The sequence below is a fragment of the Halopseudomonas pachastrellae genome (genome assembly GCF_900114765.1).
Classification (GTDB): Bacteria; Pseudomonadota; Gammaproteobacteria; order Pseudomonadales; family Pseudomonadaceae; genus Halopseudomonas; species Halopseudomonas pachastrellae.
Genome location: NZ_FOUD01000001.1, coordinates 106,629 through 131,992 on the forward strand (window position 1 = coordinate 106,629; position 25,364 = coordinate 131,992).

Sequence of the window (25,364 nt, forward strand, 5' to 3'; positions counted from 1 at the left end):
GTGGCCCGTTTTTCGTGTCCGCGATAGGTACTGACGTCAATATGGACTTTGGCGGCGGGAATGTGACGCCTGTTTACGAGACTCGCTATGACCAGGACGGGCAGCCGGTACAGCAGCTGATCGGGTGGATGGTTGATATGTCCAGGCCGTCCAGCCGCATACCGACCTACCAAGAGGTTGAAGTCTGTTACCCGGCGAGAGCGGCTATCCCCGGCACCCCTGGCCGGATTGATATTCATGAAAATAACGGGTGGAACGGTGGCGCGCGGAGTGTAAAGCAGGTTCCTGTCGGCAGCTACTTTCAGGTGAGCCTGCACCTGACCTCTTACGGCGTGTCTGTCGGGCTGTCAGATGGCGCCTTTGACCATAGCTATGGCCACGCCTCGCATGCACTGGTCGCCAGGCCGTCGGGCATTACTCCGGTGGAGTATGGTCGTGATGTTGCTGCCGAGCAGCCAGTGGGCGCTGTTGTTCGCCTGGTCCGCCGCGAAGACGGCGTGCGGATGATTGTTGACGATGCTGTCATTTATGACTCCCCGGTGCGCGCGGCAGGCAAGGTCTACGGTGATGTGACCCTCTACTCAGTGGCCGACTTTGTGGACGATCCTATTATCGGGGCGTATCACGAAACAGGCGGCACCGCTGCACTATCCGTTGTGACTGCTTTTGCCGAGGATGCAGGCGGCGTGGCAGAGGTGGCGCTTGAGTCTCTGGCCCTGGTTCAGCTGGACGGCCTGACGCTGACAGGCGGCATCTGTTCTTTGCAGGTGAAGTCAGAGGCATCCGCGCATGCGGTCTATGCCGTGGGCGCGACCTCTATCTTTAACGCGACAGCTGAGTTGACAGGCTTTGTTTACGTCGACGGGGACGGACTCGTCTCCAATGGCGTCAATGCCTACGGATATGGCGCCCTGGGCGCTGGCGGTATGGGCATGATGGGCGTGACTGCTACCGCTAAACCGATGTTTGGCCGCGGGGAGCTGCCGCCAGCGCGGGGGCTTGGGCGCCTTAATCGGGAAGAGGCGCTGCCCACCCAAGGGTTCGGTGCATTCCCCGCCGGCAGCGGCGTTGGTCGCTTGAAGGTGCTGCGCCGCATGCAGGGCGCCGGGTCAGCTGGATGCGCAGGCAAAGGCTCGGAACGCTTCGTTATGGGCGGGGTAGCGCCTGCTGCAACCAGCTACCAGGGCACTAACTGGTGGCAATACATGCCGTCGTGGATGATGGACGCGGGGCGAGTAGTAGTTGCTCACGACCAGATCATCCTGCAGGGCGGCGCGCTCTTTGTCGTGGCTGAGTCGTTGCAGGTGGGTGAGTTCGTTGACGTGTTCCTTGTCGTCAACTTTGAGATTGAGGAGTTTGTTGGCGTTCACGCCGATGTGCCGCTGTCGTACATCGTGCAAATGGCTATCGAAGAGCGCCTGCGCATAAGCGGTAGTGCAGCAGACGCCCGGCGCGAGGCGCTTCAGTACGCGGTGAACGCGGTCACAGGCGCCCTGAGTGAATACCGCAACTTCGGCTTCAAGCAGTTCGCCCGCATGGGAGGCGAAACCTATGCCATTACCGATGCGGGCCTTTATCGCCTGGGTGCCGAGGGCGACGACGGCCAGACCATCAACGCGATGATCGACTTTGGTGCTTCGGACTTTGGCACGGCGCGCAGCAAGCGCATCAGCAGTGTTTACGCAGGCATTGCCACCGATGGCGAGGTGTATCTGCGAGTGACCGGCGACGACGGCAAGGAAGCTATCTACAAGGCCGTTGGCGATGGCGTTGAGCGGCGCGCGCGCACGGCCAAAGGCGTAACGGCCCGGCACTGGCGGTTGCGCCTGGAACTGGTCGATGCTGCCTATGCGGATCTGGACAATGTTGAGATTGAAATAGGTGTGAGCCAGCGCCGCTTGAGGTCGGGAAGATGAGATGCCCGCTGCTAAGTGACTCAATCGGCGGTGCGCGGTTCCTGAGACGAGCCAAGGCATTAGCTCTGTCTATCCAGCTGAATGTGGGCGTGCGCCGTGAAATACTGGATGGCTATATTGTGGAAGGGCGTCGAGTGGGTGGGAACCGCAAAGCGACGGTGATTGACCCTATTGGGCGCTTGTTCGTATTCGGCCCCAATGCAGTTGCTGGCGATAGAGGCGCGCAGGAGTTCTATGGATACGAGGGATCTTTTTTTGGCTACCAGTCCAAGCCGCAAGCGGGTGACCCCCGCCATGGGCTGCAAGGTGTCTTTGTTGCAGTAGCTCGGGACCGACTTCATTGGGTATCTGCCGGCGCGCCACCCTTGGAGTCTGAGGCGTCAGAGCTTCGGGCGTTGCGTCGCGCCAAGGTCGGCGGTGTCGCGTTGTCGTCCGTGGGCTATGGAGCATATCAGTACGACGACCACGGCATGACAATGCACGGCTCGTTGGCCGTTTTCGGTCGAACCGGCTATCGCCCGACCTTTACCGATCAGAACACTTCTAGCCTTTACCCATTCACAACCGAAGACGTGGATAAGGTGGCCGTCTACACATTCGATGTTTGCGATCTGCAGCATGCACAGGCGCTGAACGAGATGGATGTGGAGGCGTTGCCGAACGTCGCCGCCAACACTGCAGGACGGCCAGGCTTGGAGATCGACAGCGAATGGCTCCAGAGCCACCTGCCTTCTGGCCTGCGCATTGCCTCAGCTATAGACCGGTCTGATCCAGCCTACGACGGCATCTCATTTTTCACTATGCCGGGTGATACGGTCGGGCAGGGGATCGCGGCGCCATGGGCTGAAGGCGATGTTGTGAGTTCGGTCGATGGCTTGACCTGGAACATCTGCTTCTGGGCGACCACGCCGCCATCTACTCCGTATGACGTTGGCGGCGCTCGCTCATTGTGCGTGATGCGTATGCGCTCGTTCGTTGACGATGATGGGAGCGATGTCGCGGAGGTGCTGGGGGCGCCACTGATCTACGACCCGCGCAACTCAAGCGACCCATTGCGCAGACCTTTTTATCTCGACGATACAGATGTAATCGTCCGCTGGCAGCCCAACGGGTTCAACAGGCCATGCAAGTCATTTGGCGGCGTTATGACCGTGCCGCACGCCGTCCTTGATGATCAGGAGTGGCACTTCGACACACTGCTGGTTACCCGCGCGGGCGAAATTGTTGAGCTGCCGCTGGGGCATGATGCCGGCCGCAGCGTGTGCTGGTTTGTCGGGGGTGATGAGGTTGATGGGATTGTGTACATGGTCAACCCCTTCTTGGATGGCAACCGCCTGGCGCTGGTATCAGAAGCCGGCGACGTATCAGTCGTAGCCCGCCCAGCATGGCGCCTGCCGATTGAGAAAACCGTGTCGGACTTTGACCAAGGCACCGACCTAGAGGATCAGCCATTTGCTGAGCCGATATTGCGTGGCCTGGCCGCGCATATTGGCGCGGGCTGGATCGGGTTTCCTGTTGCGCCGAGCCTAGAAGAGCGTCATGCCGGGCAGTTTGCGGCTGTGAACGTCCACACCGGGGTTTGCGAGCTGCGAGGCCGTATGTGGTCAAGGCCCACCAATCCATTGCGCGACACTGTGATGTGGAGTCGCATCTGTGTGATTCAGCGTGATGACAACGGAAAGGCGATATTGATTGGTGGTTACAACGAAGGCACCCGAAGCGGTCGCCCTGGGAAAGGCAAGCTGGTGATCAGCTTTGATAGCGGGTGGACATGGGAAACCCTGCATGAGTCTGTGGGCCCAGGCCGTGGATGCGCGCATGCCGGCAATGGTCTGTATGTACCGAAGGAGGGTCAGCTGTGGCGTTCTTAGGCCGAAACTACGCTCGAATACTCTATGTGGGGCGGGCAAAAACATGGCAGGGGTGGCGTGAGCAGGTCAGCCCGATCAAAAGGGTGATAGCGGACTTCACAACCGGCGAAGTGCTTAACCGGCTACCGGATATGGATGTTCAGTCGTACCCGCTGTATTTTGAAGACGAGGGCATAGATTACACCACCTCAGACATTGGCGGTGGTGGGGCCGCAAACTCTGATGGCATGTGGACTTGGAACAATGCCATTGATCAGGCAGGCCCGAACCGGCTGTTTTATGCGCCGCATGGCGGGGCGCTCCGGCATGTTGCCACGCTCGCCAACGGCAATATCCGATACTGCGCTGCGCCTGGCCTCACCCTGGTTGCTGATGCGAGAACGCTGTTGAGCTACGCGCCAGAGGACCAGCTGGTGGCCGCGCAGGATATGGACCTTGCAACACTGCCGTCCCCCAAGGGGGTGACAACCTGGAGCGAGGCTTATGCCACCGACAAGCTGGCGATCGAAAGCGTTGGCATCTTCATTGAGGGCGAGCATGCTGGGAAGTACGCGGTGTCGTTCAGCGTGCTCAACACCGAGGTGGCGAACGCAGTTGTGATAAGCGACCCGTTCTCGCCAGGCGATGAAATAACCATAAGGCAGGAGCTGTATCAGTACGAGCCGACTGGTGGATCGGAGTACAACGCTGGGCATAGCGGCGCCGAGTTCGCCCTGGCCTATCCGCAGTCCAGCATTATGCTGACAACTGCCTATGTGTGGATTGCTGTATGAGCCTTATTTTCGTTAAGAACGGCGTCGTCTATCAGACCTTTACTGGGTATGCCGGCGAGTACGCCAGCTACTGGCAAGAATCCTCATTTGCTGCCTCGGCCGAAATTGTTGAGGGTGTCACTGTGGTCGCACCGCCGGATCGGGAGGGTGGCGAAGAGGTGCTTGGGCATCCGTCTCCCGTCGGCGATGTTGGCGAATCGCCCTGGGAGGCACACTATTGGGCGCCGCCTCTCCCTGAAGTAAGGTTCTGGACCGGCCTGCAACGCGCCCGCGAAGTCATTGAGTCAGCAGTGATTGAACTGGAGCTTGATGTGCCGGAAGGGATGCTCTCTGTGCTGAATGCTGGCGATGCTGGCGGCGGAACGCCGGCCTACATTAGCCCGGCAATGGGGATGGGTGGCGAGATTGGCACGCTCACTCCGCCAACACTGGCTGGACTGGATGTATTGGGGCTGTCGGCATACTCCAGTGAGGGCTCCGTATTCGTTGAGTTGGCCCTGTTGGCGCCCAGTGACACAGAAGAACAGCTGACCTACTCCGGAGGGCTGCTTCTGCTCGATGACACGTTGATGCCTATGACCTTTTACGGCATTCAGGAGGTCGCGCCTGGTTCACTGGCATACCTGTTTGTTGGGGAAAGCCAAGATGCCTCTCTGCCGCCTATCGGGGCTGATATTCCCCTGTCGCTGGTGATATGGGAGTGATGTTTTATCAATGCGCGGATGCGGCACATCAAGCTGAACTGCGTGTAACGGTTGCAGGAGGTTTCTATGGGAATTGAATCGAGCCAGTCCTTCCTACAGGAGTTTGCTGGGGATGCTCTTGGTCGTGCGCAGTCGCTGGCAAACCGCATTGGTAGCTATTCGCCGGGGTCGACTAGGATTGATTTCAGCTACTCGCCGACCAAGCCGAATATTCAGCCGCCGCCGTCAATTGGCGATCTGCTCGCAACGGATGCCAGCGGCGCGGCGCGGGCGTTTCTCGATGCTGAAACAGACAAGTGGCTGGCCAAGTTCTTTCCGAACCTTCAAAGCGCTGTTGTCAGCCAGCCCGATGCATGGGTGGATGGGATATTGTCTGGCTCAGAGCCTTTCGGGCTGCCAAACGACGTGCATGAGGGCGTGATTCATGCGGCGCGGGACCGTGCCTATCGGGCAGCTGACAGCGAGAAAGCCCAGATCCGGGCAGGCTATTCGTTGCGCGGCTTTAATGCTCCGCCTGGGGCAGCCATTGCCGCGATGAACAATGCCGACATCCGGGCAAGCGACGCCATCGCAGAGGTGAACCGAACGCAGATGATCCGCGACGCTGAAATCAAGGTCGAGCTGGCGAAGTTTGCTGCGCAGCTGGCAGGCCAGCTGAGAACCAGCATGTTGCAGACGCTGGCCAACTTCTACAACCAGTGGTCTGACGTGCTCAAGCAGAACACCGACATTGCCAGGGCGAAGGCGCAGGCCTATTCCGCGCTCACGTCGGCGCTATCCAGTTATTACAACGTAGAGCTGGGTTTTGAAGAACTGCGCCTGAAAGCTGCCACTGGTAAGGCGGATGCGCAGGTGGCCGCCAGCAAGAATAGACTGCAGGAGGGCGAAGTGCGGGCGAACCAGAACCGAGCCCTGGCGCAGGCCGCATCAGCATTTGCCGAAGCATCCAGCGCTGCCGCTAACGCCCAGAGCTCGCTGCAGGCGGAGCTTTACAGCGGGCCGGTGTCTTGATGTCGTTATTTTTTATGTCTGAGCCACTTCTTTTTGACGTCAGGTAGAGACTTCATGATCTGGATGGCTTTGTCGTAAGCAGGGTCGAGGGGGAATGCGTCGGGACGCGACTTACGCATATCATGCCCCCTCAGCACATCGTCAATCAGGTCGTAGTAAGAGTTCTGCAGCGACGTAATGCGCTCATAGAGCATACTGATAGTGACCAAAAACTCGCGCTTGTCCTGCTCGCTCGGCAGTTGCATTGCGCAGCTCTGCTCCCATTGCTCAAGGCCGCTCTTTATGGCCTGGATGTGTTGCTCCATCTCGTCCCAGCTTGGGGGCCGTTTGCCGTTGATAGCTGTTAACTCGTCCATGAACCTGCCTTTTGAGCCCTAGTGTCAGCTATACCCCATGTTTGACAGGGCGCTGGCAATCTTCTGTTTTTCGTATTCGGTTTCGCCGATTTCTCTGGCCTTCTCGATGGCAATGGCCTGGAGCTCGTCAGCCTTGGCCGGGTCCGCTTCTGCCTCACGGCGAAGCTTGATCATTTCTGCCGATAAGCCGACCGACTTGATATGCAGCCTGGTCAGCTCCTGCTGGAGGCGGACGACGCTCTCTGTTTCAACCTCATCAAGCGATCTGGCAGAGAAGCTCTGCTCAAGTCGGGCGGTAAGCTCTGCATTAACAGAGCGACGGTTTTGTTCAGCAGCCTCCTTTAGCTTCTCGTACAAGCTGTAGGGAAAGCGGAACTGTGAGCGGTATAGGTCTTCTTTCATGTCACTAGGTTGACACTAAATAATTCCGTTCGTATAGTGACTGCGTGTCACTAAAAAGGAGGGCGCAAAGTGAAGCAAGTGACCCGCACCCAGGTGCGAATCCCGACCGACCTGATGGACTGGCTAAAAGAGCAAGCCAAACAGCAGAATCGCTCAATGAATGCCCAGCTTGTCGAGCTGCTTAATACAGTAAAGCAGCGGGCAGCCTGAAAAGAAAAAGCCCCCAGCGTTGCAGCGCCAGGGGCTTTGGATAACGTCGAAACTACAAAGGATCAAAACGTCATGGGCAAGAATAGCACAGCGGTATCTAATGTCATCCCCTTCAAGTTTGAGGCGCGCGAGGTGCGCACCCTGTTGATCGACGATCAACCTTGGTTTGTGGCTTCCGATGTTTCGTCCGCGCTGCAGTACCGCGACGCGTTCAACATGAATCGCAACTTGGACGACGATGAGAAGGGTACTCAGATTGTGAGTACCCCCTCTGGCGCTCAGGAAATGACTGTCATCAATGAGTCGGGCCTTTACTCGGCAATCCTTCGCAGCCGCAAGGCCGAAGCCAAGCGGTTCAAAAAGTGGGTGACTGCAGAAGTGTTGCCAGCCATCCGCAAGCATGGACGCTACGAGGATCACCGCAACACCATGTGTACCTTGATCGGCCAGACCATTGGCACTGATGGATTTCATTGCTTGGCCGCTGTTCTGGATGGCAAGGTTCGCCATCTGCCGGCACCGGCACGCAAGCGGGCTAAGCAGCATGTGTGGTCTCAGGTGCACAAGGCGTTCAGTGTGGTGTCGGCGCAGGATATTCCGTCTGACCAGATGGATGGGGCGCGCAACTTTATTGCCGCCTACGCAATTGAGGGTGAATGGCTTGGCAAGGAAAAACCAGCAGCACCGAAGCCGCCGCTGAATATCCACTTCCCGCTGGAAGTACTTACCTGCCGCCGACCGGGAATGCTTACGCCTTTTAACGCAAATCACGAGACGTTGAGTGTTACCCTGGAGGACTTGAGCAGCCCTCGCACGTCGTTCTGCGAGATGATCCTGTCTGAGCTGAGCCGCAATGGCTACGCAGTAGAGGCAGCCTGGTGGGAATTTCGAACGTACCGGAACAAGTTCGAGGCGTTTCGGGGATTGGTACACAACCTCGGCAGCACCATTGAGGAGCCGCAGAATTACGTGGTGAACCGAAACCCGTTGCCGGCCTGATCAGCTACAGTGAGCCCCAAGCCCCGCCCCGTGCGGGGTTTCTTGTTTCTTGCGCCCAGATTCCAGTCACATAGGGTCGAGCTAAACCCTCTCTGGAGACAGCTCATGGTTGGCCTGACCGACATCGGTAACATGGAACAAACCAAGCGGCGCGCGACCGGTGTACCGCTGCGCCTGGATGACACCTCAACACTCCCTGCCGGGATTGCGCGTAACCCTACGCCGTCCCGCGCAGCCTCTAACCCGCTTGCGCAGATGCCGTCGGCCAAGCCCGACCCGCTCGCAGGCTACCAACAGAACGTGCAACGCAACCGCCAGGCTTTGAGCAATGCTGCTGGTGCTGCCGCCGACCTCTACAAAGGCGCTGCCAGTACGCTGCTCAGCGCTGCAACCGTTGTGCCTCGCACAGTGGGGGGCATCGCCTCGGGCGAGACGCCTATCACCATCGATAGCAACCTGCCGGACTATGGGGCAGGTGAGCGTCAGCGGGCGGAGCAGAAGGCGCAGCGCCGTGCTGAGCGGGCTGCCAGCGTGCCGATGCAGGGCCAAGAGTTTGCCCGCGGCGTTGCTGATCGAGCGGTGTCGCGTGCCACCAGTGCGCTGGCCTCTATTCCCAAGCCTGCCACGCCGTCGGCATCAGGGCAGGGCGGGAGCGCCAGTGCTCCGGCATCGACTGCACCGGCAGCCCAGGAGCAGAGCGCTGCTGTATCGCTTACCGAGCCACCGGCCGGTAGCTGGGCATCAGTTGGTAATGGCGTGGCGGGCCGGCGCAATGCTCAAGGCGTTGCAGAGTTTACTGATAGACCCGAGGCATTGGCCGGCGCGCAGCCAGGTCGCGTAGGCGGGCTGGGTGACGGGATCGGTGGCCTGTCCGTTGTCTCCGGCGGCCGCGAAGCGATGGATCGCAATCTGCTGGCTACGGAGATCATGCAGCAAACCCGGCGTGAGCGCTCGAACCCGAATTACCTCACGGTAGTCGGTGACAGCAGTCGCGAGCGAGCTGCAACCCGCAACCCGCTGGACCGATTGGTGAACGATCGAGCCAACCAGGAGCGAGCTGACGCGAGAGCTGGCCGAGAGAACGCACGCCTTGATCGTCTTGCAGGTGGCAACCAGCGTATTGCGCAACTGCAGGGCCAGCTGGAACAGAGCGCACAAGCGCGTATCGATAATGAGCGAAACAACCGGGCGGCGACACGACTGGATGATCTGAGCAGCATTCTCGCTGATCCGAGCCTGTCACCTGAGCGCCGGGCTCAGATCGAGCGGACGATGGGGTCTCTTACTGTTTCGGCGAAGGACCGGTATGTGCCGCAGGATGTGGTTATGGGCTATGACGAGACCAACAAGCCGATCTTGGGGCGCTCTGCGTTGGATGTTCTCACGGGGCAGACTCTGGCACAGCCTGCAACATTGCCAAGAACGTCAGTCCCTATGAGCGATGTAATCAAGACCGCGAACGCGCGCAATCTGACCACAGAGCAAGTTATTGAAATGCTTGCTGGGCGTGGGATTGGAGTAGATCAGTAGCTCACGGCTCAATACCGAACTCGTCGAACAGGTCCAGTGGCTTATCGTATAAGCGGTAGCACGCCACTCGGACCTGATAGCCAGCTACGTTGCTTTGGGTGTCGCTGGCCTTGTCTAAGGCGCATTCGTCGCCTGAGTCGTAGCCGAAGATCCCACGACCAGAACCTTTTTCCACTGAATTGATTCCGCCCGGATGCTCTCGGAGACACAGCCGAATAGCGGATCGCGCCGCCTGGTCATTCTGCACCCCCTCCAGCTTGTCGAGCAGGCAGGTGGCGTAGTCGCCGGCGAAGGCCAGGGGGGAGAGCAGGGTAATGAATAGTAAGGTGATCGCTTTCATCGGTGTCTGTTCCTGGCTGACTGCGGACAGCATGCCTTGGAGTGTGCTCCTCGGCAAGGCTCCCTCAGGGCGGGAGCACCATTTGAGGCCCCCGAGCTGACTGAATAATTTGGCTGGCTTATCTACCCAAACGGTCCAGGCTGCTCCACAATAGCCCTATGAAAAAGCCAAATGCCTACACATTGAGGATCATCGGTAGCTCGCCATCGAGCTTGCCGCTGTCTCGGCTTGCGCTTTATTTGGCAGAGATGTCCAAGCTTCTTGGGCATTCAGAAAAGGTGCATTTCGACAAGGTTGTTAAGGGCAGCGCTGCACTGCGGGTGTGGGTGGAGGAAGATGTAGCTCCAGCGGTTAAAGCGCGTACTCGACTGGCTATCGCTGGTTCGAATTCGGCGCCGAAAGAGGCTGTGGAGTCTCTCAGCCGAATCAATGAGTTGTTATCTCAAGACGGGAAGCGGGGGGAATTAAAGAACCCTGAGGGCACCGTTGTGATTCCTTTTCCTGGCGGTGCAAGCAAGCCTCAAGAAGCCATCACGATGGATGATGAGACCAGCATCGTTGGTCAAGTGATAAAAATTGGCGGAAGAGACGACACCATTCCGTTGACGCTTACCGGCAGCGATGGCATCCACTACAACTGCACTGTCAAAGGCCGCGAGCTGGCCAAAGAGATCTCAGCATACTACCTAGGAGACCTCATTGAGGTAAGTGGGAAAGGCTATTGGTCTCGTCTCCCTGGCGGGAAATGGGTTTTGGACCGGCTGATAGTTCGTTCTTACAGGGAGCTCGCTGACGACTGGGATGACGCGCTCACGCTTATGTCGCAGCTGTCGACGGATTGGGGTGGTGGTGGCGATGTTGAAGAAACTTGCGCCAAGATTCGCAGGGGGTAAGCTTGGTCGTCTGGGATACGAATGTTCTAGCGCTATATTTTGGAAAACGTCTCACCGCCGAAGATGAGCTTCGCGTTGAGGGGCTCCTGCAGGACATGCGGAAAAGACGCGAGCCTATCGGTATACCTGCACCGGTGTTTGCCGAGTTTATGGCGGGTATCACCAGCACTGAGAAAGCCAACGCTGTCGCCTTGTTCAGCTCTACGGCCTTTCGCTTCCTGCCTTACGACAAAAAAGCAGCTATAGAGACCTCATTGCTTACCGGCCGCAGGGTTGCTGGTCGCCCGCGGCAGGCGGTGAAGGTTGATAGACAAATTATCGCGATCGCAAAGTCTAACGGCGCGAGGAGCATTCTGACTAACGATACTGCTATGGCTGCCGATGCGCGGCATTTTGGAGTGTCGGCCCAAAGCATCGGTGAGCTTGAGATCCCCGATCAGCTCAAGCAGCACCGAATTGAGTTTAAAGAAGGCCAAGACCCTACTGAGTGAGAGACGGCAGCATTGAAGATGGCGCTTCAAGCGCCAGGAAGGAGTAGGAAGCACTGACGCACAATGCGCGCTTTTTTGGGGCTGATCGTAGTCGGGTAACTGCCATCGGCTCGCTGGTCGCTTTACAGGTGCAGATCGTCGGATTCTGTATATACAGATGCAACGAAGCATTGAATTCGCCTAACGTAGCGCATACTATCTGTATATACAAACCAAGGACGAACTGTACGCTTCATGATCATATCCGACCAAATTGCCACAAAGCTTAAGGACAAGCATGGCGTCACCCCTGCGGAGGTAGAGCAATGCTTTCTGAACCGTACGGGCAAATATCTTATCGATACTAGAGAAGACCACGTAACAAACCCGCCAACCCAGTGGTTCGTCGCAGAGACGAATGGTGGCCGGAAACTAAAAGTGGCCTTTGTGCTCAAAGCTGGAAAGGTTTACCTAAAAACAGCTTATGAGCCGAACCCCAAAGAGTTAGCGATATATAACACACACGGCTGATGGCCGTGGGTGGACGCTAACAAGCGGCATGAATAATCGTGAGAGAGAAAAAATGAACACAGAAGCTTGGGAATCAGGCGAACTGGGGCAAGACGCGGATTCAGTAGCGGTTTCCCCTGTAGATGCGCAAGAAGTAGATGACGCGCTGGAGCTGCAGCTGATCTCAATTCGCCTTCAGAAAAAACTGATTCATGGCCTGAAAGCCATTGCGAATCATCATGGCATTGGCTATCAGCCAATGATCCGCGATCTGCTCAATCGTTTTGTGCAGTCTGAGCTCAAGATGATCTTGAGTCAGCGCCTGCGAGAAATTGAGGCAGACGAGCAGGATAACGAAACAGAAAGCACCGTTCCTGTGAATGAGTTTCTTCGTCGTCACGCTTGATGCTGGACAACAAAAAAGCCCGCCCTGAGCGGGCTTTTTTGTGCCCGCTTGCAATCAATTGCAAGCACCATCCAGTCACATAGCCTACCGAGGAAATGTTCCTTCCTTGGGGTGTGTGATGGCCGATCTGTTCGACGAGTTCGGGATTGATTCAGATAAAGCCAGTGTCGCTGGTGCTGCGAGAACTGGTGATCTGTTCGATGAGTTTGGGATTGACCCCACCCCGCCGCCCCCCGAGGGGAAAGGCGTTACCGGCCACCTGCAGGATCTGGGCTTATCCGCGCTGAAGGGCGCGATCGGTGTGCCCGAGTTGGCCGTCGGCCTTGCTGACATCCCAACTGGCGGTCGTGTTGGCCGCTTCCTGGAGAATGAGGGCGGCCTGGTTGGCTTCAGGCCCAAGGAAGCCAAGAACATTCTCAGTGAGTTCCACACCGATCAGTACAAGGCTCAGCAGCAAGAGTTTCAGGAGGCTGATGGCGTGCTGGACAAAGCGGGTGTAGCGCTCAGCAATCCATCACTGATTGCCAACGTGGTTACTGAATCTGTCCCTGCAATGCTGGGTGGCGGCGTTGTTGGCCAAGGCATCCGGCGTGTCGCGCCCAAGGTGTCGGCTGCGCTTGCTGGCGCTGCGGGTGAGGGGACGGTAATGGCCGGCAGCCAGGCTGCAGCTATACGCCAAGAAACCGATGATGGTCTGCTAACACCCGGTCAGTCTGGAGCTGCCGTGGGCACTGGTGCTGTTGGTGCGCTCTTCGGCTTTGCTGGTGGGCGGCTGGCGCAAAAAATGGGCATTGGTGACGTTGATACGATGCTTGCTAGAGGCGTTACGCCAGAGCAGGTTGCGGGTGAGCTCGCCGCGACTCCGGCCAAGAGCATTCCGCGTCGTGTAATCGAGGGAGCTATCACCGAGGGCTTTCTTGAGGAGCTGCCCCAGTCTGTTTCTGAGCAGGTAATCCAGAACCTGGCGCTTGGTCGGAACTGGGCAGAGGGCGTTGAGGATGCCGCAGTCATGGGCACCCTGGCCGGTATGGTCATGGGTGGAGCGGTAAACGTTCGGCGCGCTGCAGGTTCGTCGCCGGCGGAAGCAGTAGACACGCCAGAAACCCTCGCGCTGCCAGCACCGGAACCGGCAGCTGAATCACCTGGCGGGGTTCTGTCCCGTGCGGCAGCTAAGCTGCCAGCGCCTGATCCGGTTCTTGGCCTGCCCGCGCCGGAATCATCCATGTATGTCGACAGTGCAGGCAATGCGCAGCCGGTAGGGCCGGTGCGCAATGTCGATGGCGAGATGCGGCCGGAGGCTCAGGCGCGGGTGCCATTTGCAGACCCCGCAGCCCGTGAGGGTGGTCGGGGTATGTACAATCAGGCGCCGATCGGTGTTTCTCCTAACAGCGACACTGCAGAGGATGCCCGGATTGCAGCCCGGCACCGGCAGGTCGAGATTGAGCAGGAGCGCGCCGACCGCCAATCTGCTGCCCGCGTTCATGAGGCTAACCTGGCTGTCGCTGAGGTGCTGGAGCAGCGCCGCGCAGCGAATATGCCTGAGCCTAAGTTTTCCATGCCGCGCGGCCTTGAGTTGGCCGACAAGCAGAACCACGGTCGTTGGCTGAACGAAACCTACCGCACCAGTGTCCAGGCGCTTATCGCTCAGTTGGAGAAGGGTGGCGGCGTCGCATACGTTCGAGACTCCAACGACCGGATTACTGGACGGACGCCGTCGTCCAACCCGATGTGGTGGCAGAACATGGATGCGTCGGTTAAGCCGGGATCTGTTGAGGAAGGGCGCCGGATTGTAGATAAGGCGCTTGAAGGCAAGAACCTTGGCCCAAAGCAGGCCCGATTTGTTGCGGCAATGATGGACGTCGTCGACGACATCCGGCTGCCGCCACAGCAGGCCGAACAGAACCGCGCTATCCTGCAGGAACTGGAGTGGGCTGCGAGCGGTGAGGCCGCGCGTAACCAGGTTGATCTTGAGCGAGGCGCGGTTCGCGACTATGGCACTTCGGAGCAGGACGACGCTGAGCTCTACGCCTACCTGTCGGGGAAGGTTGAACCGTTCAGCCTCAAGGATCTGACACCTGACGAATCTGTTCAGGTCTGGAACGATCTGCAGGCGATTGATCAGCCTGTGCTTGACGATACCAGCGCACAAACCGCTGAGGCTGGCGCTGGTGGCGAAATTGAAACCGATTTCAAAGGGGTGGTTTATGGCTCTGACCAAGGAGCAGTCGAAGCTGGCAGCGAAATTTCTGCACGCGAAGGGTTACCGGGCGACGGAGAAGGGATTCGAGAAGATAGCGGAACCGTACCCTCTGGACGACAACCCGACGGCTTCGAGCTCGAAACCCAAACCGAAGAGCAGCTAGCTGCCCAGGCAGACGCGCAACGTCAGCGCGATAGAGAGGAAGCAAAGGGTGCTGCTGCTCAAGCAGAGCGTGCCGATGCCGACCGCCAACGCGAAAACTTCGGCCTTGCGGGCTCTGACCGCCCTGCAGATGTCGCCGCCGCAGGTGGCCAATCTGACCTGCTGACCTCAAACACGCCGGCCGCAACGGCCAAGCCTGCACCCGCCGAGAAGACTGAGGCGAAAAGCAGCGACGGCGTTACAGTTCGCTCTGGCGACAAGTTCACAAGCAATCCCAACAACCCTGCCAAGGGTAAGTTTGCAGCGTTTCGCGGCGAGCAAATGCTGTCGCCTGCATGGCGTGATACTCATGAAGAGGCACAGGCAGATGGGGCTGCTACCGACCAGCCGCAGCAGGAGCCATCAGCGGTGCCTGCACCGGAATCAAAGCGACCCGCCAAGCCGAAGGCTGCCGCCAAGAGACCAGAGGCTGTTGAGGATGCCGGTGAAAAGCTGGGCGGTGCCCGCAAGGACGAGCTGCGTTCTGTGCGTGACCGCCTTGAGAGCATGGACGATGAAGCCATCGCCAGCAGCACGCTGAGCGAGCTTTGGCCGAAGGGTGAGATCGACAAGATTGATGACCCGTTCCACGCCGCTGCGTACTGGGCTTTGCGGTCTGAGATTCCGGCGAAGCCGCGTGTTGCTTACAAGCTGCAGCGGTGGGTCACCAAGATTAAAGAGGCGCGTTTGACCCTGGGTTATCTGGCCTCACTGGGTGCTGACGTGTCGCTTGCCGAGCTGCGCAAGGCAAGCCCTGCGCTGCGTTCGTTTGCCAACAAGGTGGAACTGCTTGCTGCGGTAGAGCGTTCGCAGTGGCCGCGTGTGGGGCGGGTTGAGCACCGAACCGGCCGGTACAGCGAAAACGGTGAAATGGTGCCGGGGTCGTGGTTTGAGGTGGAAATCGACAAGCGCCGGCAGGTGTTCCGTGGGCATGACGCGATGGGCAGCGCGCTGCCCGACATCAAGAAAGCACTTGCAGCTGATTCCGCGCCGGCGCCGAAAATGAAGTTCTCGATCTACACCAACCGTAACAGCGGCCAGGTGTTCATCGCGAAGGATGGCGACAAGGAAACGCGCCACCTGAAAGAGTTCGAGGACCTCAAGTCTGCCCGGGCCTTCCTGAAGGACAACCACGCGCAGCTGGTTGAGGCCTGGGAGGCGGTGAAGAACAGGGACAACGTCACCAAGGGCGATATCCGCCGCAGCACCAATGCACCGCGAGTAGGGCAGGATTACCGTGAGGGTAAGGATGTCACGCCAAAGCAGTTTCTGGAGGCGTTTGGTTTTCGTGGTGTCGAGTTCGGCAACTGGGTTGGCCAGGGCAAGGGCGGGCGCGAGCGGCAGGGCATGCTGAACGAGGCGTTTGACGCCTTCATGGATCTGGCGGGCATCGTCGGTGTGTCGCCGAAAGCCATGAGTCTGGAGGGCACGCTGGGCATTGGCTTTGGGTCGCGCGGGATGGGTGGCAGGGCCGCTGCGCATTTCGAGCCGGACAGCGTGGTTATCAACCTGACCAAGACCAAGGGTGCGGGCAGCCTGGCGCATGAGTGGTTTCATGCGCTGGACAACTACTTCTCGCGCAAACGAGGCGGGCCGGTGCCAATGAAAGGCCGCAGCAAGGCAGCCCAGAATGAATACCTGAGAAACAATTTTGTGACGTACCGGCCGGAGCCGATGTACGTGCATAAGTCTGGTCGGGGCGCGCCGATCACGCTGGCCGCGCTGAACCGCTATCGCGACAGCCATCCGAAGGCAGAGTACTACAGCCCTGAAAACTGGAACCAGGACCCTTCGCACCCTGCTGGCGTCCGGCCAAAGGTGGAGCGCGCTTTTGCCGAGCTGGTGGAAACGCTGGACCGTTCGCCGATGGCCGCGCGTGCGTCATCCCTGGACAAGACCCCTAACGGCTATTGGTCGCAAATTATTGAGCGCGGGGCCAGGTCGTTCGAAACCTACGTCATTGCCAAGCTGGCCGACCAAGGTGCACGCAACGACTTCCTCGCCAACGTGACCTCGCTTGAGGATTTTGCCCGCGCGCCAGAGCGCTATCCATACCTGACCCGAGATGAACAGGGCCCGGTGAGTGAAGCCTTTGACAAGCTGTTTGCCACCGTCGAGACGGAAGAAGTAGATGGCAAGGTTGCCATGTTTTCTCGCAAGGACAGCGGCCAAGGTTCCCGGCAGGCGTTGTCCAAGCCAGAGCTGCAGGGTATCGTTGACGACTTCCTCTCCCGGTTTAAGGGCGCAGATGATGTCCGAGTCCAGCTCCACGACAGTGCAGAAACACTCCCCAGCTACCGAGCAGATCGTGATTCCGGATCATCCATCCAAGGTGAATACGAGTTCCGAACTGGAACAGTCCATCTTGTGGGAGCAAGCCTTGGTGCACGAGATGGCAAAAGTGCGCGGCAGGTTGTCGAGGAAACGCTCCGAGAAGAGATCCTTGTTCACAAGGGTCTTGGGCTTCTTTCGCCGGTAGCGCGCCGTCAGCTCTACGCTCAGATCAAAAAAGCATCCAGCGAAAACCCGGCAATCAAGAAACTATGGGATCAGACGGTTGCTGATTATGGTGATGTTGCCAAGGTGGCCAAGCTGACGCCGGCGCAAGCCGACCGACTTTATGCCGAAGAATTGCTGGGTACCCTGGCGCAGCGCAAGATCAACTGGGCCTCCCGAGGCTGGAATCGCATCCTGCGAGCAATCAAGCGGCTTGCTGTGCGGCTAGGGCTGGCCAAGCAAACGGACGGTCCCGCCGAGCTGATTCAGGCCGTTGAGTTCATCGCTGATGCCTTTGCGCGAGGTCAGCGTGCTCGAGCACGCAGCCTCGGCGCGGATATCCTCACCCCCGACAGCGACCTGCCAGCATTCCGCATGGCCGCGCCGGCTGATGCTGCAGATCAGGTTAGGGACGCTATCGACCGTGCTTTGGGGCGGGCACCCCTTGATCCAGCAGACCCGTTTGCTGCTGAGAATCGCCGGCTCCGCGAAGAGGATCGGCCTCTCTGGCAGAAGGCGAAGAAGATATTTGCCCGCCAGTTCGCCCCGGGGGGCCTACTGCCTGGTGACGTGTTCTCCGAGAAGATCAAGCGCGACAGCGAGTTCGAGGCTGTAGAGTTCGACGTTCGTCATATCGTTGGGGCGCTGGAGAAGGCGGTGCAAGGGGATTTTGGCGTCGCCGCAAACAAGCTGTCTGATGCTCAGATGCGCAGCTTGAGCGAAGCCCTGGCGGGAGACGTGGACAGCGCGCTGCCGGCCCGCACAAAGGAAGGCATCGTGGCCATGCGGCAATACATCGACAGGCTGTCCACTGAGTACATCGGCATTCTCCAGCAGCAGGTGGCTGACCGGCTGAAGGGTAGCGACCAGGCTCTAATAGATAAGATTACCGGCAACCTGGGCAGCTATGTTCACCGCTCCTATCAGGCCTATGACGATCCCAAGTGGTTCAAGAAGGTGCCGACGTCGACCCTGAATGCCGCGCGGAACTACCTTGCTGCTGGGTATCGCCGCAGCGGTGAGAGTAGCGCCGAAGCTGCTCGACTGGCTGACGTAACGGTCAACGAGATCCTGAAAAGTGGCACGGCTTATGATTCGCTGGAGAGCTTCATCGCCGAGGGCAAGCTGGGCGCCAAGGACCTAAGCGTTCTGATCAAGCGAAAGGATGTCGCCCCGCAGATCCGGGCGCTGTTGGGCGAGCACGTCGATCCACGAGTGAACTTTGCCAAATCCGCAACCAAAATGGGGCGGCTGATCTGGAACCAGCGGTTTCTCGATCGCGTGCGGGAGGTTGGCATGGGGGCATTCTTGTTCGAAGGCAAGAATCGTCCAGCCGACGCCACGACGCAGATTGCCGGCGAGCAGTCCGACACCTATTCCCCGCTCAATGGGCTTTGGACGTTCCCTGAGGTAGCGCAGGCCTTCAAGGATGCTTTGGGGAAAGAGCAGATGGGTGACCTGTACCGCACTGTGGTGAGGCTCAACGGCATGGTGAAGTACGGCAAGACTGTGTTGTCACCGACCACGGCGATGCGTAACTGGCAGTCGGCGATGTTCTTCAGTCTGGCCAACGGGCATTTCAACCTGCAGCACATGCGCAAGAGCATGGCTGCGTTCCGCGAGCAGGTTTCCCAGAGCGCTACCGGCGATGACCTGGCCTATCTTCGCAAGCTCAAGCAGCTGGGTGTGGTTTACGACAGCCCCTATGCAGGCGAGATGATGCGCCTGCTGGAAGACGCTCGGATGGATGAGCTCCTGTCTGGAAAAAATGGCAAGGCGATGTCTGTCTTCCGTAAGGCAAACCAAATGGCCCAGGGCTTCTACACCTTTGGGGACGACTTCTGGAAGATCATTGGCTTCGAGAATGAGAAAACGAGCCTGCGTGAGGCGGGGTTTTCGGACGCGGAAGCCGAGACCATGGCGGCAGAGCGCATTCGCAACACCTACCCGACCTACTCGATGGTGGGGAGAGGCATGCGCTGGTTGTCTCGATTCCCGCTGGCCGGCACATTCGTCAGCTTCCCCTCAGAGATTGTCCGTACCAGCGCCAATATGCTGCGCACCGTGGCAGCAGACCTCAAAAGCGATAACCCGAAGCTGCGGGCGCTGGGGCGCAAGCGTGCTGCCGGCATGGCCCTGGTCTCTGGTGGCTTCTATGCGCTCTCTGCCATGACGGCCGCTGCACTGGGTGTTGATGACGATGAAGAGGAGGCCATTCGGGATCTGGGGCCGCCGTGGCAAGACAACTCAACCTTCCTCTACATGGGACGGGATGCCGATGGCAAGCTGCGCTATGTCGATTTGAGCTTCTTGGACCCGTATGGCTATTGGAAGCGGCCGGTGACCGCGATGCTGCGCGATCGCCCATGGGAGGACTCAGCGAAAAGCGGGTTGGCCGACATGCTGACGCCGTTCTTGGGTGGCGACATTACTGCTCAGGCGATCTTCGAAGTCATGGCCAACAAGAAGTCGTCGGGCGGCCAGGTGTATCGCGAGAACGGGGAGCCTCTGGACCAGCTCACCGCCATTGCAGACCATATGCGCAAGACTATCCAACCTGGATTTGTCAGCAGCGCAGAGCGCTTTATCAAGGCGGCAAGCGGAGAGCGGCGGGAAGGCTCTGGGCAACCATACAGCGTGCGCGATGAAGTATCTGCTTTGCTCGGTTGGCGTGCCTCTACCTTGGATGCGAAGACTGGCCTGTATTACCGCAGCTTCGATTTCAATCAGGCGCTGACTGATGCGCGCAGCTCTTTGAGCCGAGTGCTTCGAAGTGCCAATGACGTCAGTACCGACGACATCCGTAAGGCAAAGCAGGGAGCAGAACGAATGCACGCAAAAGCTTTCACGGATATGGAGCGCCTGGTAAAAGCCGCCGAGAACGCGGGTATGTCACGCCGCGAGGTAATGCAGACGCTGACACTGGGAGGCGTGTCGCGCCGGAACGCTGCTGCACTGGTGCAAGGGCGCCCGCCAAGGTTGGAGTTGAGCGGGCAGGCCAGGAGCCGGGCGGTCCGTCAGGCCCGCGTAAGCCAAGGGGTAGAGCAGGGCCAAGAGGTGGCGCGCCGGTACCGGGAAGCCATGGCAATGTGATTGAGGTGCGTTGACGGCTATGTCCAGTCACATAGCCTGCACGGCATAACGTCAGGAGCAGGATATGGACGCACCCATCATCAACCTATGTATCCAGCAGGGCAAGACCCTTGAGTTCGCACTGCAGTACGCCGAAGACCACTTCACCTACTGCGATATCGTCGCTGTGCCGTCGCTGGCGCCGGTGCGGTTGAGTGTGCCGAGCCATGGCATTCCGGACGACTGGCCGGTAACCATTCAGTGTGTGAGGCGCCCTGACGAGCTGAACGGCGATTACCTGGCCACGGTGATCGACGACGACACCATCGAGATAAACGACCTGGTGGGATCATGCTGGCGTCATCAGTGGTCGGCCGGTGGCCACGTTCGGTACCCAACCCCCCAGGACATCACCGGCTGGTCTGCCAGGGCAACCCTGCGCCGGCGCGTTGGCGACGACAGCGCCATCCTGGCTTTCCACTCTGACCCTGCGCAGAACCCGGATGGCCTGATCATCGTTGACCCGGCAGAGCACTCGTTCACGCTGCAACTGACCGATGTCGTTACGGCTGAACTGAAGCCTATGTGCGGCGTGTGGGATGCCGAAGCCGTCGACCCTGACGGCAAGGTGTATGCGCTGGTCGGCGTCAGCCCCTTCGAGATTACTGCCGAGGTGACAGAATGAGCCGTGTCATTGCAGTGAGGCAGGGCCCTGAGCGCCGGGTTATTCGTGCCGGCATGCGGGGCAGGGTGGGGCCGACTATTACTGGCGCCACGGTTGCGGAGAATGGCCACCTGATTCTGACCCTCGAAGGCGGCACCGAGATTGACGCCGGTGTGATCGACCGCCCGTGGGGCACGATCTTGGGGGACATCACTCAGCAGCTTGATCTGATGGAGCAGCTTGGGCTGAAGGTCGACCAGAGCACCTACAACACGTTCGTCAGCCAGACAAACACGGCGCTGGGTGACCGATACACCAAAGCTGAATCTGACGGGCGATACGATGTGACCGGTACCGCCAGCGGTGCGGTGAGCGCCCACGAGGCAGCACCCGACCCGCATCCGCAGTACACCACCGCTGCCGAAGCGGCAGCCAGTGCGCCAGTGCAGAGCGTGCAAGGCCGCACCGGCGACGTGGCGATCACCAAGGCAGATGTAGGGCTTGGCAGCGCCGACAACACCGGCGACATGGCCAAGCCCGTCAGCACCGCGCAGGCTGCCGCCTTGGCGCTCAAGGTGGACGTAACGGACGTGCTCGACCAGCTGGAGTCGGCAGACGCCACCAAGCCTCTGTCGGCCAATCAGGGGCGCGTGCTCAAAGAGCTGATCGACAACATCCAGACGCTGCTGGAGTCCGACAACATCAACCTCGACAGCCTGCAAGAGGTTGTCGACTTCATCGAGCAGAACCGGGAAGACCTGCAGAACCTGGGCATCAGCAACATCGCCGGGCTGCAGGCCGCGCTGGACAGCAAAGCCGCCACCAATGGCGACTACGTGAACCTGCGTGCTCGGTCTACCACTGCCGCTGACGTAGGGCTCGATCAGGTAGACAACACCCCAGACGCCAGCAAGCCAGTCAGCTCGGCCCAGCAGGCCGCGTTGGACGGGAAGGTGGGCACCGACGACAGCCGCCTCACTAATGCCCGAGAGTGGACAGCATCAACAATCAGCCAGACAGAGGCCGAGGCTGGTACTGCCACAACTCGGCGTGCATGGACAGCGCAACGAGTTCGGCAGGCTGTTGTAGCTTGGTGGAACAGCATCACCAGCGCATTCGGTCGCAACTTTGTCGCCAGCGCTGATGCCGCTGCTGGGCGGACTGCTCTGGAGCTGGGGACGTTTGCGACGGCGAACTACAGTGCGGCGCCGTTCATCAATGTGATGCCGGATAGTGGGCGGTTTGCAGGGAAGATGAATCCGCTTTCATTGACTGCCGGTAGCTTTGTAGCGAGCGGCTTTTTCAGCGCATACAACGGGTCAGTGCAGTCGTCTGCCGGGAAATTCATCTTTGACAACACTACCAATGGCGGCTCCGCCGGTGCGCTCACAGCGGTTGTTTCTGAGCTCATAGCAGCAATGGGCCGATCTGGATTCAATGCCCGCTATGGGGTTGAGTTCTACGTCAGCCTGATCACGGCCGGGGCTGGCACGGCTACCGGGCACACTGGTACTGATGGTGTCGATCGCTACCTCATCAGCAATAACGGTAACAGAGTCATTTTTGGTTCGGCCACCTACGGTACGTTTGCGGCGTGGTGCAAGGTCGAGGATGGAACCGTTGCCCCCCGTTACGATTATTACCTGAACGGCGTTTTGACTTCCAGAGGCACACCGCTGCCTGTCGGTTTCAATCACGTCCGGCTGGTGCGGTCGGTAGTGACAGGCTACGAGTATGCATTCCCTCATCTGCACGCGACCCCGGGGGCGAAGCTCTACGTTGCCTGCTCTGCATTTTTTACCGGCATTGTAGACGTTGGTTTACACACATCGCCGCTCCCAACCATCAACGAGCTGAGCGCATAGCCATGAAAGTTAATCACAATGGGATATTCTTCGCAGAGTGGACCGGCACGCTTGTAGAACTTGCGAATTTCTCAGAGTTGCCGGTTTCCGAACTTTCGTGGGACGAGACTGAACTTGCAGCAGCACAACGAGAGCAGTTTAAAGCTATCCGCGCCGAACAAGTTGCCGCAATCAGAGTTACTACCGCCGCCGGTAACGTGTTTGACGGCGATGAACGCTCACAAGAGCGTATGGCCCGCAGCATCACAGCTCTTGCAGACGGCGAAACGATCATATGGGTGCTCGCTGATAACTCCGTTATCGAGGCGTCACGCGATGAACTGAGAGAGGCTCTGCGGCTGGCGGGTTCAGCTCAGGCCGCTCTCTGGGCGCAGGGATAAAGCCGGTACTACAAAACCCGGCGGTACATCGGTACATGCCCACATCCGTGTAGAGCCTGACCAGCATGCCCGCCCGGGCCGCTGCTGTCGCTGGCCAACTCGATAAAACGCTAACCCCATCACAACAGGCCGCCCATTGAGGCGGTTTTTTCATGCCTGGAGAAAACATGACCCTGAATCAAATCCGGCGCGGCCCGATTGCGGCTGCGCTTTCACTGCTGCCCGATCGCATGACCTCGCCAGAGGCTGAGCTGCAAATGCTGGCCATCGGGCTGCAGGAATCCCGGTTCGAGCATCGGCACCAGATCGGCGGCCCAGCGCACGGCTGGTTCTGGTGTGAATGACTGTATATAATTACAAGTATGAAGCCAGGAGAGATTCCGATGACCGAGGCAAGGCGTGTAGGGAGGAGTGCTAACGGCACTCCACTTTTTGAGTGTATATGTGAGCACTGTGGAGCGGTTCGCCACCAAGATCGAAGGAGGGTAGGCACGCCTTGCCGGGCTTGCTACCTGAAGCTCAAGAAAGAGCGGGCTGTTAGCGGGACTCGCTTGTATCGGGTTTGGTCTGGAATGATCGCCCGCTGCACCTACCCCAGCGCCTCCCACTATGAATACTACGGCGGAAGGGGAATTGACGTGTGTAGCGAGTGGCGCAACGACAAAGAGAGATTCTTTTCCTGGGCTCTCAAGAACGGCTATACGGATACATCTGAGCTTGATAGAAGGGATGTCGACGGCCCGTATGAGCCGGCGAACTGCAGATTCATTTCCCATCAAGAAAACTCCCAATTGAGAAGCAACGCTCGCTGCAATAGGGTTCAGGCTGGAGAGGTGAAGCGGCTTTTGCAATCTGGAGTGAAGGTCAAAGACGCAGCCATGCAGGTTGGTATTCCGTATATGAGCGCCTGGCACATAAGCAAGGGTAATACGTGGCATAACGCTTAATAAATTCAAACAATCAACCCCGCCAAGTGCGGGGTTTTTTATTGCCTGGAGAAAACACATGTCACTCGGAAGCAAGCAGCGCCGCTTTACCAAAATGATCGGGCTGCTGATCGAATACGCCTACCAGAACGGCTATGAGCTGACGTTCGGTGATGCCTACCGCGACCCGCGTCTGCACGGCGGTGTCGGGCAGAAGAAGGGATATGGGGCCGCGGGGAGTCTGCACAAGCAGCGCCTGGCCGTGGACTTCAACCTGTTCCGTGATGGCAGGTTTCTGCAGCAGACAGAAGATCACCGGCCTCTTGGCGAGTACTGGGAATCACTCGGCGGCTCCTGGGGTGGCCGGTTTAACGATGGAAATCACTATTCGCTCGAGCACGAGGGCCGCAAATGATCGCCAAATACAAGCTCTGGCTGCAGGCCGCCGGACTGGCCGCCCTGGTGCTGCTGGGGTTTGGGGTGGGGTGGAGCTGGCAGGGCTCGCGCTGGGAGAGCAAATACATCGCTCTCGGTGCGGAGTATGCAGAGGCGCGGGCAGCAGCCGAACGGCAGGCCCGATCAGAAGAGACGCGGCGCGCAGCCGCAGTTGAGGGGATACGACGTGATGCGAAACAACAGATCGAGCAGGCTCAGGCTGATGCCGATGCTGCTGATGCCACTGCTGACAGCCTGCGTGAGCAGCTCGCCGAGCGTACCCGTCGAGCCAGCGCGGATACCTGCTCTGACGCCGGAAGCCAGACAACCCGATCAACCCTCATACTGTATTCCGAGCTGCTCGACCGGGCTGATGCGCGAGCGGGAGAGCTGGCAGCAGAGGCTGATCGACGACGAGTAGCGGGGCTGGCGTGTGAGCGTCAGTACGACTCCCTGCGAGCGCCGGACTGACGGCCAGAATACGGCGTGGTGCAATTCCGGGGTAATCTTCCCCAAAACAGAACGCAAGCCTTTGATTTTAAAGGAGTGAGTTGGCGCGCAAACCGCTGTTTATTTTTACAGCCGATTTGCGCCTAACCTGATGATTCAAAAGGGGAATTGGCGTTCTCTTGTGCGTCTCAGGCCTTGATGCCGTAGAGAGTGCAAGTCATTGATTTATAAAGGGGTGAAACAGCCTCCCCAATTCTCCCCAAAATACCGTCAAAACTCGATGC

22 protein-coding genes are annotated in these 25,364 nt (G+C 58.9%); 19 read left to right on the plus strand and 3 right to left on the minus strand.

The window, feature by feature from the left end; translation table 11 throughout:
• The first annotated feature begins 41 nt into the window (after positions 1-41).
• From BM116_RS00605 to BM116_RS00630, 5 genes are all read left to right on the plus strand, one after another.
• Positions 42-1,916: a hypothetical protein gene (locus BM116_RS00605; protein WP_083728396.1), complete on the plus strand. Its 1,875-nt coding sequence runs from the start codon at positions 42-44 to the stop codon at positions 1,914-1,916.
• Positions 1,913-3,787 carry a hypothetical protein gene (locus BM116_RS00615; RefSeq protein ID WP_139222347.1) on the plus strand — a complete coding sequence of 625 codons (1,875 nt, stop codon included), beginning with the start codon at positions 1,913-1,915 and terminating at the stop codon, positions 3,785-3,787. Before BM116_RS00605 ends, BM116_RS00615 begins: the two co-directional genes overlap by 4 nt.
• On the plus strand, positions 3,775-4,560 hold the full coding sequence (locus tag BM116_RS00620) for a hypothetical protein (protein WP_083724607.1): 786 nt from the start codon (positions 3,775-3,777) through the stop codon (positions 4,558-4,560). Before BM116_RS00615 ends, BM116_RS00620 begins: the two co-directional genes overlap by 13 nt.
• The gene (locus tag BM116_RS00625; protein WP_083724605.1) at positions 4,557-5,264 is read left to right on the plus strand and encodes a hypothetical protein; all 708 of its coding nucleotides are present in this window, start codon (positions 4,557-4,559) and stop codon (positions 5,262-5,264) included. Before BM116_RS00620 ends, BM116_RS00625 begins: the two co-directional genes overlap by 4 nt.
• A gap of 66 nt (positions 5,265-5,330) precedes the next feature.
• The gene (locus tag BM116_RS00630; protein ID WP_083724603.1) at positions 5,331-6,275 is read left to right on the plus strand and encodes a hypothetical protein; all 945 of its coding nucleotides are present in this window, start codon (positions 5,331-5,333) and stop codon (positions 6,273-6,275) included.
• 5 nt (positions 6,276-6,280) lie between these two features.
• On the opposite strand, the gene BM116_RS00635 is transcribed toward BM116_RS00630, so the two are convergent.
• Positions 6,281-6,631, minus strand: coding sequence for a hypothetical protein (locus BM116_RS00635; protein ID WP_083724601.1), 351 nt, complete (start codon positions 6,629-6,631; stop codon positions 6,281-6,283).
• A gap of 24 nt (positions 6,632-6,655) precedes the next feature.
• Complete coding sequence (locus BM116_RS00640) at positions 6,656-7,033, minus strand: Arc family DNA-binding protein (RefSeq protein ID WP_083724599.1); 378 nt, start codon at positions 7,031-7,033, stop codon at positions 6,656-6,658.
• Between the two features lie 69 nt (positions 7,034-7,102).
• Between BM116_RS00640 and BM116_RS00645 the strand changes: the two genes are divergently transcribed.
• The 3 genes from BM116_RS00645 (at position 7,103) to BM116_RS00655 (ending at position 9,772) form a co-directional block, all read left to right on the plus strand.
• Positions 7,103-7,243: an Arc family DNA-binding protein gene (locus tag BM116_RS00645; RefSeq protein ID WP_083724597.1), complete on the plus strand. Its 141-nt coding sequence runs from the start codon at positions 7,103-7,105 to the stop codon at positions 7,241-7,243.
• Positions 7,244-7,315: 72 nt separating this feature from the next.
• Positions 7,316-8,242 (plus strand): BRO-N domain-containing protein, encoded by a 927-nt coding sequence (locus BM116_RS00650; RefSeq protein WP_083724595.1) that lies wholly within the window; start codon positions 7,316-7,318, stop codon positions 8,240-8,242.
• A gap of 105 nt (positions 8,243-8,347) precedes the next feature.
• Positions 8,348-9,772 (plus strand): hypothetical protein, encoded by a 1,425-nt coding sequence (locus BM116_RS00655; protein WP_083724593.1) that lies wholly within the window; start codon positions 8,348-8,350, stop codon positions 9,770-9,772.
• A 1-nt stretch (position 9,773) separates the two neighbouring features.
• Here BM116_RS00655 and BM116_RS00660 read toward each other — a convergent pair whose 3' ends face one another.
• Positions 9,774-10,112, minus strand: a complete 339-nt coding sequence (locus BM116_RS00660; protein ID WP_083724617.1) for a hypothetical protein — start codon at positions 10,110-10,112, stop codon at positions 9,774-9,776.
• Positions 10,113-10,270: 158 nt separating this feature from the next.
• Between BM116_RS00660 and BM116_RS00665 the strand changes: the two genes are divergently transcribed.
• The 11 genes from BM116_RS00665 (at position 10,271) to BM116_RS00715 (ending at position 25,101) form a co-directional block, all read left to right on the plus strand.
• Entirely contained in the window at positions 10,271-11,005 is a 735-nt protein-coding gene (locus tag BM116_RS00665) for a hypothetical protein (protein WP_083724591.1), read from the plus strand.
• A gap of 2 nt (positions 11,006-11,007) precedes the next feature.
• The gene (locus tag BM116_RS00670; RefSeq protein ID WP_083724589.1) at positions 11,008-11,496 is read left to right on the plus strand and encodes a type II toxin-antitoxin system VapC family toxin; all 489 of its coding nucleotides are present in this window, start codon (positions 11,008-11,010) and stop codon (positions 11,494-11,496) included.
• Between the two features lie 234 nt (positions 11,497-11,730).
• Complete coding sequence (locus tag BM116_RS00675; RefSeq protein ID WP_083724587.1) at positions 11,731-12,006, plus strand: BrnT family toxin; 276 nt, start codon at positions 11,731-11,733, stop codon at positions 12,004-12,006.
• 28 nt (positions 12,007-12,034) lie between these two features.
• Positions 12,035-12,391, plus strand: a complete 357-nt coding sequence (locus tag BM116_RS00680) for a hypothetical protein (RefSeq protein ID WP_083724585.1) — start codon at positions 12,035-12,037, stop codon at positions 12,389-12,391.
• 118 nt (positions 12,392-12,509) lie between these two features.
• On the plus strand, positions 12,510-20,381 hold the full coding sequence (locus BM116_RS00685) for an LPD5 domain-containing protein (RefSeq protein WP_083724583.1): 7,872 nt from the start codon (positions 12,510-12,512) through the stop codon (positions 20,379-20,381).
• 64 nt (positions 20,382-20,445) lie between these two features.
• Entirely contained in the window at positions 20,446-21,045 is a 600-nt protein-coding gene (locus tag BM116_RS00690; RefSeq protein WP_083724581.1) for a hypothetical protein, read from the plus strand.
• Entirely contained in the window at positions 21,042-22,889 is a 1,848-nt protein-coding gene (locus tag BM116_RS00695) for a hypothetical protein (RefSeq protein ID WP_083724579.1), read from the plus strand. Before BM116_RS00690 ends, BM116_RS00695 begins: the two co-directional genes overlap by 4 nt.
• Positions 22,890-22,891: 2 nt before the next feature.
• Positions 22,892-23,269 carry a DUF4376 domain-containing protein gene (locus BM116_RS00700; RefSeq protein ID WP_083724577.1) on the plus strand — a complete coding sequence of 126 codons (378 nt, stop codon included), beginning with the start codon at positions 22,892-22,894 and terminating at the stop codon, positions 23,267-23,269.
• A gap of 167 nt (positions 23,270-23,436) precedes the next feature.
• A complete protein-coding gene (locus BM116_RS18755) occupies positions 23,437-23,613 on the plus strand; it encodes a hypothetical protein (protein ID WP_169847224.1) in 177 nt (58 codons plus the stop codon).
• A gap of 661 nt (positions 23,614-24,274) precedes the next feature.
• Positions 24,275-24,610: a M15 family metallopeptidase gene (locus BM116_RS00710; RefSeq protein WP_083724573.1), complete on the plus strand. Its 336-nt coding sequence runs from the start codon at positions 24,275-24,277 to the stop codon at positions 24,608-24,610.
• Positions 24,607-25,101: a DUF2514 family protein gene (locus tag BM116_RS00715; protein ID WP_083724571.1), complete on the plus strand. Its 495-nt coding sequence runs from the start codon at positions 24,607-24,609 to the stop codon at positions 25,099-25,101. The genes BM116_RS00710 and BM116_RS00715 overlap by 4 nt, the downstream gene beginning before the upstream one ends.
• The last annotated feature ends 263 nt before the right edge of the window (positions 25,102-25,364 follow it).